The sequence below is a fragment of the Paenarthrobacter nicotinovorans genome, from assembly GCF_007670255.1.
Lineage (GTDB): Bacteria > Actinomycetota > Actinomycetes > Actinomycetales > Micrococcaceae > Arthrobacter > Arthrobacter nicotinovorans_B.
Window position 1 is genome coordinate 1 of record NZ_SZVS01000016.1, and the last position, 13,160, is coordinate 13,160.

Genomic DNA, 13,160 nt, shown 5'->3' on the forward strand with positions numbered 1-13,160 from the left:
GACGAAACCACAGCCTTCACCCCACCCGCAGAGCTCGCTGCTTGACTTCCTAAACACGTGAGATGTCTGCGTCGCTTCTTTCCTTTCGAAGATTTCCGCCACCTTGCCCAGGGGAGGAGACGCCTCCGTCGGCCCCGTAGAGCACTTCGTGCCAGCAACGAAAAACAACTGGAGGGGAAGGGGAGCTGGCCGGTCACCTGAGCCGCCCCACCCGCCAACCATTTCGGCAAAGAATGGAGCACCACCACAATGAACGCAGCACCCACACTGGAAATGCTCGATCCCACCACCCTGACCGTGGACGTTAACGTCCGCAAAGACGCAGCCCTGACGGCTGACTTCATCGCTAGCATCAAAGAGCACGGCGTCATGGAACCGGTGATCGCCCACCGCAAGGACGACGGCACGGTGCACGTGCTGATGGGCCAGCGCCGCACCCGCGCCGCTGTCGAAGCCCAGCGCACGGAAATCCCGGTGATGATCATCGAGAGCCCGGAGGAGGCCGAACGGATCGTCACGCAGGTCGTGGAGAACATCCAGCGCGCCGAACTGACCGAAGCCGACGAAGCGGACGCCTACCACCAACTGTCCCTGATCGGCGTTTCAGCGGCGGCGATCGCCAAGAAGACCGGACGGAAAAAGACCACCGTCGAGGGAGCTTTGAAAGCCAAAGCATCCGAGGCCGGGACCGCCGCCCTGGGCAGGGGATGGAGCATCGAAACTGCCTTGATCATGGCCGAGTTTGAGCAGGACGAGGCCGCGACGGCAGACCTCGAATCGGTCCTCATGGACGAACCCGACCAGCTGTTCCACGTCGCCCAGCAGATCCGGGATGACCGGGCACGCGAGGCCGCCCTCACCAAACTGATCGATGGGCTGAAGGCCGAGGGCAAAACCATTGTTGACTACGCCGGGCACTACGCCGACGAAGAGAACCTATTCGTTTCGGCAGCGAACCGGGCCGACGGGGAACCGGCCACCGACGAGGACGCGAACGCTGCCTTTGTCTCCACCGACTACCGGGGCGAGCACAGTGTCAGACTGGTGATCACTGGTTGGAAGGAACTGGGATTCACCCCGCGGCACGAACGCTACGACGGCGGTAGCAATGTCCAGAAAGGACCGATGACCGAGGAACAGAAGGCCGAACGAAAAACCCTGATCGCCAACAACAAGGCCGCAGAGTCGGCCACCATCGTAAGGCGTGAGTTCGTCAGGAACCTGTTGGCGAAAAAGCAGGCACCGAAGGGCTGGCAGCATTTCACCGCCTACGCGCTCACGCACCACCCTGAAACGGCCAGCGGCTATGACGGGAAGGTGGCCGCTGACATGGTTGGAGCGAAGTCCGACGAGACGGACCGGTGGGGATGGAACCCGTTGCGGGATCACGTGGCCAAGTCCACGGCCCGGCCCGAGTTCTCTCTGATCGCGCTGGTTTGCGCCGGGTATGAGAAGACCATCGCCAAAGACTCATGGCGGCGGCCCAGCCAGAACCACCGGGACTATCTGAACCAGTTAGTCGAGTGGGGATACACGGCGAGTGAGACCGAGCAAATGATCATCGACAGCGGAAAACCCGCCGAGGAAACCGAAGCGGCATAAGAGAACCTTGCCGGGCGGAACCCCCGCCCGGCAAGGCACCGAGCCACTAACCACATCGTCGGCCTGGAACCGTTTCGTGCGCGGGCGGTCCGCCGCTCCGGGGCGAACCACAGCAGCCACTCACCAGCGGCGGACCGCCAACAACGCACCCACCGCCCACGAAAGACACTGCCGCGGATCCCGGAGAATCCACGACACCCCACCAAACCCCTGGTTGCGATTCGTTCACACATCTTCAGCTAAGCTGAAATCAATAGGTTTCCTTTTTTGCCGAAGGACACGAAGGGCCGGCTACCAAGCCGGCCCTTCGTGTTTAAGCCTGTGAATCACTCGAGGTGAATGCCTCTCAGGCAGCCTCTGCCTCAGATTCCTCGGCACCCTCGGGAGACTCTTCCGCGGGGCTCTCGGTTGTGTCCGCTGCGGCGGACACCATATCGGCGAGCCGCTTGACCTCGGCCCCGCTCAGACCTAGACGCGCCGCCACATCCGACTTCGCAGCCCCGGAGTCGAGCATCGCTTTGACAGTACGCGCGGACCCAAGCACAGCGGCTTCGGCATCGGTTTCTGCCTTCGCCAGGATCGCGTCAGCCTTCTGTTGCGCCTCGGCACGGACCTGCTCGGCCTGCTCCTGCTGTTCAAAGAATTCTGCGGCCATTTCAATCAGGCGTTCGTGCCGCTCAGTCATTTCCCTGGCCTTGGCGCGAGCCTTCTCCCGCGCCGCCAACTGCTGTGCTGATTTCCGTGGTGTCGCCATGACTGGTTTCCCTTCCCCTGGGGTTGCCCGTGCCACGACCCTACGGCGGGCGCCGCACTTGGTGGCACGGGAGGCGGCGATGCGCCGCAATGGTCCTCGCTTACGCTCGGGCTGGTCATGCCCTGGTTGTCCACACGTGGACAGCTCCGAGATAAGGACGGTCTCTCCGCTGCCCACCCGGGGATAACCAGGGCGACGGTTCCACACAATCGAACGCACCGTGGAGAACGAAAAGCGTGTTACCCACCGCCCATTCTCATGTGCAGAACCGCATCAAACCTTGATGGCCCGATCCTACCCTTTTTCGTTCCGTTCCATTGAGCACCGCTCGCAAGCTCACATCGGCCAATTCCACAGACCCAAAAAGCGCAATATCTGTCACACCTCATGCATCATCGACAAGTGAGGCCATTTCGCCGGTAAGCTGGGTTCCGTGATGACCGTGCACAAGCTCAGTGCCGGCGACGGATACACGTACTACACACGTGAAGTCGCCAGCGGTGATGAGCTGCGCGCAGGCAACCGTGATCTGGGCGATTACTACACCGTCGACGGCAACCCGCCGGGCCAATGGGGCGGCGGCGGAGCGTCGAATCTGGACGTTTCAGGGGAAGTCACCGAAGACCAAATGGCCGCCCTGTTCGGTGAAGGACTCCACCCGAACGCCACCGCCATCCTGGCAACAGACCCCAAAGCGGACGTGGCCCTGGGCCAGCGATACCGCAGGACACAGCAAAAAGACAACGAACTTCAAGCGCGCATCAACCGCGCCACCGGCGACTACCAGCGCATGAACCACCGCGAACCAGATGCGGACAACCGGCGCCTGATCCGGACCAAAGAGGGCGCCCAGTACTTCCGCGAGCTCAACGGACGGAACCCCGCCGACAAGGAAGAACTCGGGCAGTTCATCACCGCCCAAACCAAACCAGCAGCACAAACCGTCGCCGGATACGACCTCGTGTTCGCGCCCGCGAAGTCAGCGTCCGTGCTGTGGGCCATCGGCGGTGAAGAGGCGCGCAAGGAGATCGAAGCCGCCCACAACGAGGCCATCGAAGAGACCATGGCCTACCTCGAACAGGAAGCCACCTTCACCCGCCGCGGCCGCAACGGCGTCCGCCAGGAAGACGTTGACGGCGGGCTCATCTACACCAAGTTCCGTCACTACGACTCCCGCAACGGAGACCCGCAGCTGCACGACCACATCGTGGTCTCCAACAAGGTCATGGGCGCTGACGGGAAGTGGTCCAGCCTCGACGGTCGGCTGCTCTACCAGTTCAACGTGGCCGCCTCCGAGATGTACAACAGGGTGGTCATGGAGAAGATCTGCACCCGCCTCGGTGTCGGGTTGAAGGAACGCAAAGTCACCGGTGACCGGCCCGTCATCGAGATTGCCGGCGTCGACGTCGCAGCCATCGAAGCAGCCTCTTCCCGTCGTGCCGGCATCAAACCCGTCATGGATGAACTGACCGCCGAGTTCACCGAAAAGCACGGCTACGCACCCACCAAGAAGCAACTGATTGCCCTGGCCCAGCAGGCCACCCTGGACACCCGCCCGAGCAAGAAAGAAGCCCGCCAACTCTCCGCCCTTGTCGGCGAATGGATGGAAGAACTCGGCAACATCCCCGGCGTCGTCGTCGGCCCTGCAGCCCTCGAGAAAGCACGCGCGCACCGGCACGACGCACGGGCCGAGGACGCCCAAGGAGACGGTCTTCCGTGGATGGTTGCCCACGCTGACGAGATCGATCCGATCCTCGAAGCACAAGGCGTTATTGAACGCCTGGAGCAAACCAGGGGCGTGTGGGGAGAACACCACATCAGGGCCGAAGCAACCCGCCGGCTGGGCTCCCGCCTCGGTGAAATGCCCATCCCCAAGGCACTCCTGGAACAAGTCACCGCCCGTGCCACGGACCAGTTTTCCCTGCGCATCACACCCGAAACCCGCACCCCCGACATCGACGCGCTCCGCCTAGCCAACGGCGGATCCAAGTACGGCAAACCACACTCCACCCTCTACACCTCAGTCGGGATCCTCCACAGCGAAGACCGGCTCCTCACAGCCGCGCAAAGCGTCGTCATCCCCGCCGCCACCGTCGATTCCTTTGACGCTGCGTTGGCCCGACAAGAGAAGACGTTCGACGCAGGGCAGCTGCGCATGGCCAAAGAGTTCGCCTGCAGCGACCGGCTGCTGCTGATCGGAGTCGGCCCAGCCGGTGCAGGTAAGACCACAGCACTGAAGCTCGCCGCTGACACCGTCCGTGAAGCCGGCGGCCGCGTCTTCGGACTGGCACCGACCGCCGTGGCCGCGGCCGTGATGGGAACCGAACTCGGAGCCACCGCAACCACCATTGACTCCTTCGTTCTCGCCCACACCAACGGCACCCAGGATGAGAAGAACACGCCCAAACCCGGCGATGTGATCATCATCGACGAGGCAGGAATGGTCGGAACGCAACGGTTTGCCGCTGCCGTCACCATCGCAGAGCAGCACGGCGCCGTGGTCCGTGCCCTCGGTGATGACCAGCAGCTCTCCGCCGTCGGCTCCGGCGGCGCGCTGCGCCTTTTGAAGAACACCGTCGGCGCAGTCCACCTGGAGGACCTGCACCGGTTCCGGAACGCCGACGGCACCGCGAACGAGGCAGAAGCAGCAGCCACCCTGGCCCTGCGAGAACCCCCGGTTCACGGCGTCGATGACCCTTGGACGTTCTACCGGGAGAACCGCCGCGTCGTCGGCGGGGACGCCGAAACCATGACGGCCCAGGTGTTCGAGGCGTGGCAGAAAGACACCAACGCAGGCAAGCACTCCATCATGATGGCCTTCGACAACGCCACCGTCACCGAACTGAACGCCCGCGCCCAGGCATACCGGATCGCCACCGGCGAACTCGACCCGGACACCTCGGCAGCCCTGCTGCGCGACGGGCTGACCGCCCGCGCCGGGGACATCATCGTCACCCGCGAGAACAACCGCCGCCTCGCGACCAACCGGGGCAAAGACTTCGTCAAAAACAACGACGTCTGGAACGTCCTCACCACCCACGAAGACGGTTCCCTGACCGTCCGGCACCACGGCCACCAAGGCACCATCACACTCCCCGCCGACTATGTGCGCGGCAAAACGATGCTCGGATACGCGGCAACGATCCACCGCACCCAGGGCGTCACGTGCGACACCGTGCACGCCCTGATCAGCTCGGGACTGTCCCGCGCCCTGGCCTACGTCGCCGCCTCCCGTGGCCGGTACTCCAACAAGCTCTACGGCATCGTCGGCGACGGAGAATCCATGGAGGACGTGCTGACAGCCGTGGCCGCCAACCACGACGGGAACCTCACCGCGCACGAACAGATGGATGTCGCCCGCGCCCAAGCCCGGTCCCTCCCGGACATGTCCGCTCAGTACCGGGACATCGACGCCCAGGCCAACGAGCTGCGCATGGCCAACATCGCCCGCCGTGAACTCGGCGAAGGCATCGCCGGGACGTTCACGAAATCCCCCGCCTGGGGAGCAGTGGCCACGCACCTGCGCGCGGCCGAGAACGAAGGCTTCAACCTCGCCCACCTGCTCAAAGACAGCGTGAACGAGGAAGACTTCGGAGCGTCCGAGGATCCAGCCGCCGTTCTGGCCTGGCGTATCGAGGACCGCCTCGACCGGTGGCGAGCACGCGCTGCCGAACCCGGTCGCCGGCCCCTTGAATCCATCACCGACGAAGCACTGGAACGCCTCAACCGCCGCGCAATCAGCGAGCTGATGCGCGCCAAAGCCGAAGCAGCGCGCACACCTGGTGCCGAGACCCCGGACCGGAAAGAACTCACGCGCAATTGGATGGCCGAAGGGAAAGATACGCCGTGGCAGCGGCGCCTCCACGGCCACCTCAGCGACGATGACCTGGCAGCACGGCTCCGCTCCGCACAGCAACAGGCCCGGACGGATACGACCATCAACGACCCCGCAGCGGCACGTAAAGCACAGTGGGTGGCATCGTCCCTGCACAAGGAACAATCGCTTCGGGAGCTGATGCGCCCCGATGCCCGGGCAGATGAAGCCTACGAACGCGGCGCACTGAGCAACTACCGCCGGGACGAGAACGCACCCAAGGTAGAAGCAGCCGCGCAGATCCACCGCAGGATCCGTGCTGAAATCGAACTGCGCCGCCAACTACCAGCCCCCGTCAGCATCGAGGCAGCAGCTGACCGGCTGCCGGCATGGATGGCACCGGCCGACGTCGTCACACATGACGACACCCCGGCCCTGTGGCGGACAGAACTGGCTGCCCGCCGGGAAATCATGGCCACCGAAGTCACCCGGCTTGGCGCACAGCTCGCGGCCGAAAGCCCAACCTGGGCAACTGCCCTCGGACCGGTTCCGTCCGATCCCGCGCGCCAGCAACAATGGCGGCAGCTCGCCGTGGAAATCTCCACCTACCGCGACATGTACCGGATCCCAACCAGCCAGGCGGCACCCGTCCCGGCTGACCACCAAGACAAGGGTCTTGGGTCAGAGCTCAGCCAGCGGGTCACGGCCATGCACAAGTACACGGCCCAGACCGCCAAGGAACCCTTGTCGCCGGATGACGCGTCACTCATGGCCGAGGCCGCCCAGGTCGAAGCCATCGTCAAGGAAACCCCAACACCGGCCGAAGACGTCGTTGACCACCTCCAGCAGGAACGCGGCACGGAAGCGCAGCTCAGCCCCGCCCAGGAACGCGCCGAACGCATGGCCGCACTCGCCCGCAAGGTCCGGGAGAACCGAGCCAAGCGCAAAGGACAGGAACCCGTGGGTGGGAATACTGAGGCGGTCAGGGAAGCTCTGGATCAGATCAAGGCACGCCGTGCTGAGGAGGAGGCTCGACGTGCAGAACCCCAGCAAGCGAACGACCCGGGCCCGCAACAGGACCGCCGCGGCCCTGGACATAACCTGTAGAGATGGATCCTTTTGAGGTGCTGGCCCGTCGCACCTCATAGACTCTTGGGAGCACGATGACCGACGAAGTTTTTCCTGAACACAAAGAACAACCAGGCGTCTTTTGGGTTAAGGACGGCAACGAGATTGCTGGGACGGTCGAGTATACGGAAGACGGCTACACTCTCAGGCTTACTGGCTTTTGCTTTCCACCAGCGCAAGTTGAAATCCTCGGTGATGGCGCTATTCGATACGGTAGGGCTCCGGATAAGATCGCAGCCGACTTCGCGGCCAGGGTGATTTTCGGCCGCCTCAGCGATGAATCGCTGGTCACTTTCCTGGACGCTCATATGCAGCCCGGTCCGGCCTTGCCGTTCAAGGACCGTCAGGTACTCCAAGGTCAGCGACGCCTGCACGGGGCACACATATCAGGTGAAGATGAAGAAGTTGACGGAATCCGCTGGTCTTGGCCAATTCCTGCTTCGGCGGTCAACTGGACAACAGAAACAGAGGTTGCGGGCCCCGTTCCAGGGCAGCTGGCACCGTGGACACATGACCAGAACGCCGGCCTGACTTTCATGGCCAGAACCCCGTCGCCCTTGGAAATGCTGATACAGGATGTCCAGTCGCCGGCTGCGCAGCTTCTTGGGCTCTGGACCCAAAAACAGGCGCCTCTGCCCCTGGTCACCGAGATCTTCCTTGTGGGGCCGGGGTGGTGTTCTTATGTTCACAAGGAGCAAGAGGAACAAAAGTTCCTTCGGTCGAGCGCATTAGTCCCCCTGGGAAAGCTGGGGATGGAGGAAATGGCTTCATGGCTGGTGCTAGCGGCGAAACTTAACCCGTTCCCGTACATCGCCAACCTTAAGCCAACTGTTGTGCAGGTCGATGCGCAGGTTTTAGTGACGGCGCTGGAGGGGTTGCATCGCAGGTTGCACATCAACGAGCGACCGTTTCATGAAGTGAGTGTGCGAGGGGTGGAGCGTGCCATGAAGGCCGCGCGCCTGGCTGGTGTCCACGCGCTGGTAACTGAAGGTCTGACGGATGAAAGTGTCGCGAACAAGGTTCTGCGTGACGCGCTGAGCTATGTGGACCAGCCCAGCTATCACGCAAGAATTGTTCAACTGGTATCTCCAGTGTTGGAGATTGCTCCTGGTGTGTGCGGACCGGAACTGGAGCCCTGGCTGGCGATCGTCAAGAAGATCCGCAACGACCAGAGCCACCAGTTGCTTGGGACCTTCAGTGCTGCGGAACTCGGGCCCTACTTCGTTGCCACAACCTCCTGCAAGTGGGTGCTGGTCCTTCGCATTCTCCTTGAGATTGTTTCCCCCGAGGATCTCCGGGGAGCAGTGAGGAACTCCCAGAGCTTCATGTATGCCCTTGCCAACATGGACGAAGAGCACGTTTGGGCTGAACAGGGTGCGTTGGGAACATTCACCGCAGTCGAAGCGGACAGCGATGACCATGCGAACAGCGGCCACCTTTAGGCTGTCGCCCTTCCAACAACTCCCTCAACGAGAGATGTCTGGCCCATTGTTCATGAGGCTCCGCAAACACGTCAGAGCCAGCGCCCGACCCGCATTCATGAAGGTGGCGACTACGAGGTAGTGACGTCATGGCGGCCAGACTGATGCGGACAAGGGCAGTGAGCGGTCTATTGGCCAAGTCGCTTAAGGGCCGCCCATGATCCCCGGGCAGTCTTGATATCCGATTCGGTGACTAGCAGGTATCTCCAGGTGTCTGACGTGATGCCTGACGCGTTTACCTTGTTCACGTATCGTCTTGCAGCCTCCCGCTTAGCAATGACCTCGTCACTAGTCACTTGGTTATCAGCTTTGGCCTCGATGATCCAACGAAATCCGTCCTGGGACGCCGCTACAAAATCAGCGTTGTATCGGCGTCCGGACGATGCCCATACGATGGAAAGATCGTCATTGAGCAGCCGGCACCACTCGGTTATCTCGTGAGTTTCGTCAAGGAGGATGGCCAAATCACGTTCGGGCGCGGAATCGAACCAGTTCACTGCGTGAACTGATCGTTGCCATCCCTCGTATGCCTGTCCTCGGTCGAAGGGACCGTGCCGGTTCCCGGTTACAGGTCTGGTATTCCGGCGAATCGCATTGATTGTCGAAACGGACACAACTTCCTCAAACTGGGGCGCTGACGCGAAACGCCTGTATTCCTTGTTGATTGCGTCTAGGAGCAGAGCAGTAGCCCTACCTAAGTACGCTGAAAGGAGGGTGTCCGCACCGCCGTTCAGGCCTTCAAGGAAGGCATCGAGAATTGGCTCCACGGCGCGGCGCTCGACATCACCTTGATCTTTGCGCGCCGCGACAATCCCGAGCCCGAGAACCGCGTCAGTCAAGATGGCGTGTAGCTCAGACATGGTGAAGACCAAGCCCGATGCTTCGACTCTGTCAACCGCTTCGGTCGTCCTAATTCGAGTCGACTTCATGCCCATAAACGGATCTGTGTACACCTCCGCTGTCACTACTGTGCGTCGTAGTGTGTCGTCGGGGGAGGTTTGGAGCCGTTCACCGAGTTTGCGGAACTGCTCGTGGTCAGTGATATCGGTCAGCGAAAACGTTGACTTTACCGCGACAGGTCGAAGCAGTGGAATCTGTATCGGGTGCTTCGGCGCGATCTCTGTGTTGAAACGAAAGTGCTGAGCCGCGGCTGCCTCCCCCCGTGCGTCAATGGTTGCAAGCGCCGGGGTTCCAGAAGGGATCTCAGATAGGTCTGGGGCTAAGAGTTTCCCGGCAGAGCTGGTCGACATACCGCTTCCGCCAGGTTGGTCTTGCGTCCAGCTCGGGAGTTGCGACTGTCCAGACTGGGGAAGGACAGGGGTCTCGACTGTTTCCGTCTCGCGAACCACCACTACATTTCCCTGAGAATCGGTTCTCAGAGATGCCCGAATCTTATGGTCCATGAACTGTTCGGAGAAGACGCTTTTTCGCCGCAGTAGATCCTCGTACTTGTCGTGCGCCAGGACTTCCAAGGTGTCCAGCATTTCGATACCCGTGTATTCGCCGAATGGGAGGCGCAAGCCGCGCCCCAGGACCTGTTCGGTCAGGACGTCAGACAATGACGGTTGGGTGGATAGAAGGACGTAAACGTTCTTGACGTCCCACCCTTCTTTCAGCATCTGTACCGAGATGACGATGCGGATCGGGGAATCTGAGTGCTCAATGTCCTGGAGCCGACGGAGCTCAGTCTCTTCTTTCGCGGCGGGTACTGACTTCGAGTGAACGATCAGAACGGAATCGCGGTAGCTTCCACCCTTAAAGTCCGGAGACCGCACAATATTTGCCCATTGCTCTGCTTCAGTGATGTCGCGAGCCACAACCAGCATGACCGGATTGATTCGGGGTACACCTTTTGCCTGTGACCACTGATCTGACAGTTCGCGTTTACGCTCAAGGAGCGTAGTACCGTCCAGCAACTTGGTAACGGGATCATTTTTGTCGTCGCGGCGCCCGACTATGACAGGTGTCTTGACGTATTTACCCGCGATCGCGGCAGCAAGTGGATACCGAAAGATGATCTGATCTTCGGGAGTGGACTTGTGGGGGGTGGCTGTTAGGCCGATGAGCGCCCAAGGGTGCAGTTCGCGGACCGCTGCAGAGAACTGTTTGCCGTAATATGCGTGGTGTTCGTCCGCGAAGATCACCAGGTCGGCGGCTTCTTGCATCCGCTGGTACAGGCCGGAGCCAAGCCCTTCCTGGAAATCGTGGGTGCGTCGGCCCACTTTCGTGGATGGTTTCAGCAAGGATTGAACTGTAAAGACGTACAGCTTCACTCTGGAGTCGTCCTCCATGGCCGAAGCCATGGAGGGCGTGTTGAAGTTATCAGCGGTGACCACCACCAGGGGGGCGTTCATCCCCTTCGTAATTGATTTGGGATTGCCTGGCGTGAGTTGGGCGACCGTCTTTTCGAGAATCGTTCGTGAAGGAGCTACAAGGGCAAAGTTCCGTATGCCAGGGACGAGGGCCAGATACTCCAGTGCCCCTGCAAAAATGAACGTCTTACCCATACCGGTTGCCGAGTCCACGACTCCTTCGAAGGGTGCCGAGCGCTGTTCGATGTCAAAATGGCGAAGGAGCTCGAAGGCGATGGACTCGATGGCATCACGGTTTGGCTCTCGCAGATCCAGCCGCTTGGAGACGGCCGTAAGAGCGCCGAGGTCTATGTGGACAGAATTCACCGCACAGTCTCCTTGCTTTCCCCGCCAGTCAGGACGACGCTTGGCCACTCAATGACAGTTCCGCCGGATTGAAAGGACCGCCGGTAGTCATCGAGGATCGACTGTGGGATTTTCTTAACGTTCGATCCCAGCCGTAGTTCAGCCAGTGCAGCATGGCAGTCAGGGTCAACAGCAGTCCCAAAAACAGTCAGCAGCTCTTCTTCGTCGAGCCAAGAGACAAGTAGGTCTAGAACTTCTGGGTTGAGCAGGCCGTCAACAACGGCTAGCCGCGTTTTACCTTTTCGTCCACAAAACGGGGCCCCATCGGGATCGTAGGAAAAGGATGCCTGTGCTGCTACGGCCTCTGCCAATTTGCCGGCTGTTGCCCAGGAAGCGACAACGACGCGATCATCTTCTGTTCGCTCGAACATGGACGGGTGAACATCGAGTACCCGGAAACCGCCCCCGCCAACCCATCCATTCGACTTGGTGACCCCGGAGTCATCCCTACCTTCTACTACTGCTTTCAGGCGAGGCAGTATGAAGTTCTCCACCGTGTCCGGAACGCGCTCGATGGCAACCCATCGGCGTCCAAGTTTCTGCGAGACGGCGGCAGTAGTCCCGGAGCCGACGAAGCAGTCAAGAACGATGTCACCCGGGTCCGTCGCAATTTTTACTATGCGTTCAATGAGCTGCTCCGGCTTCTGAGTGTCGAATCCACGGCGCTCTTTTGACTGCGAATTCAGCACTGTTATATCTGTCCAGAGGTCACCTACCGCGACTCCACCGTCTTTGTCCAGATAACGCTTGAAACGAGGCGTTCCACCGCCCTTAGGAAGCTGGATGTAACCAGCAAGAAGGAGTGCATCTAGTTTTTCACGCGTGGTCATGGATACGGCTTCGGAACCAAGTATTTCGGTGGCCTGAGGTGCGCGCCAATGCAGTCCTTTTGCCGTGACATCTACCCCTTGCCAAGGCTCGCCGCTGTCTCCGTTACGAATCCCCGCTGCCGTTAAATCACCGAGAGTGTAGGGGCCTCGTTCGTCTGCGGCCGAGTACTTGCTTTTCAGATACTTCTCTTCATAGGGAAGAAGTATGGGACGGAACTTTGTATCAGCGCTCTTGGCGTAAACGAGGAGCGTGTCGTGCATGGTTCCTAGGTTCCGTACGGCCGCCGACTTGCCCGTGGTCCGCCGCCAGATGACGGTGTTGCGATAGTTGTCCGCTCCGAAGACCTCGTCCATGACCAGACGTGCGCGGTGGACTTCCGAGTTGTCCAAGTGAAGCCAAACGACGCCGTCGTCTGCAAGAAGCCGATTTATTTGGGTGAGTCGATCACGCAACATCGTGAGCCAGACCGAGTGTTCCAGAGCGTCGTCATACTGTTCAAAGGCGCGGGCTGTATTGAAGGGGGGATCAATGTAGCAAAGGCGGACTTTACCAACGTACTCGTCTCGAAACTCAGGTAGTGAAGCGAGCGAGGAAAGCCCGTGGAGAGCGTCGCCTCTGATCAACAAGTTGTCACTTGCGCGTCGAGTCTCAGGTGCAGTGTCGCCGACGCTTGTCACGCTGTTGAGTAGGCGGATCTCAGCGACTCGGTGATCGTGGGGGTCAACCCACTCGAAGGTGTCACCACCATCGTGTGCCAACAGCCTACGATCTTTGTTGGTCCACGTAAGTTCGAGCCGCCCTTGATAGTGCGCCGTCATGACTCTCCTTAGTAA

At 60.8% G+C, this 13,160-nt stretch carries 6 protein-coding genes; 3 read left to right on the top strand and 3 right to left on the bottom strand.

All coding sequences use genetic code 11. The features are described 5' to 3' along the window. Positions 1-249: 249 nt before the first annotated feature. The gene (locus tag FDP28_RS19135; RefSeq protein WP_144663193.1) at positions 250-1,602 is read left to right on the top strand and encodes a ParB/RepB/Spo0J family partition protein; all 1,353 of its coding nucleotides are present in this window, start codon (positions 250-252) and stop codon (positions 1,600-1,602) included. Between the two features lie 346 nt (positions 1,603-1,948). On the opposite strand, the gene FDP28_RS19140 is transcribed toward FDP28_RS19135, so the two are convergent. Further along, on the bottom strand, positions 1,949-2,356 hold the full coding sequence (locus FDP28_RS19140; RefSeq protein ID WP_144663194.1) for a hypothetical protein: 408 nt from the start codon (positions 2,354-2,356) through the stop codon (positions 1,949-1,951). Positions 2,357-2,792: 436 nt separating this feature from the next. Between FDP28_RS19140 and mobF the strand changes: the two genes are divergently transcribed. After that, positions 2,793-7,277 (top strand): MobF family relaxase, encoded by a 4,485-nt coding sequence (gene mobF / locus FDP28_RS19145; protein WP_144663195.1) that lies wholly within the window; start codon positions 2,793-2,795, stop codon positions 7,275-7,277. Positions 7,278-7,333: 56 nt separating this feature from the next. Then, a complete protein-coding gene (locus FDP28_RS19150; RefSeq protein WP_144663196.1) occupies positions 7,334-8,740 on the top strand; it encodes a HEPN domain-containing protein in 1,407 nt (468 codons plus the stop codon). A 167-nt stretch (positions 8,741-8,907) separates the two neighbouring features. Here FDP28_RS19150 and FDP28_RS19155 read toward each other — a convergent pair whose 3' ends face one another. Together FDP28_RS19155 and FDP28_RS19160 are read right to left on the bottom strand one after the other, a co-directional pair. Continuing rightward, positions 8,908-11,457, bottom strand: coding sequence for a DEAD/DEAH box helicase (locus tag FDP28_RS19155; RefSeq protein ID WP_186313721.1), 2,550 nt, complete (start codon positions 11,455-11,457; stop codon positions 8,908-8,910). Continuing rightward, positions 11,454-13,145, bottom strand: a complete 1,692-nt coding sequence (locus tag FDP28_RS19160; RefSeq protein ID WP_186313722.1) for a site-specific DNA-methyltransferase — start codon at positions 13,143-13,145, stop codon at positions 11,454-11,456. The genes FDP28_RS19155 and FDP28_RS19160 overlap by 4 nt, the downstream gene beginning before the upstream one ends. Positions 13,146-13,160: the final 15 nt, after the last annotated feature.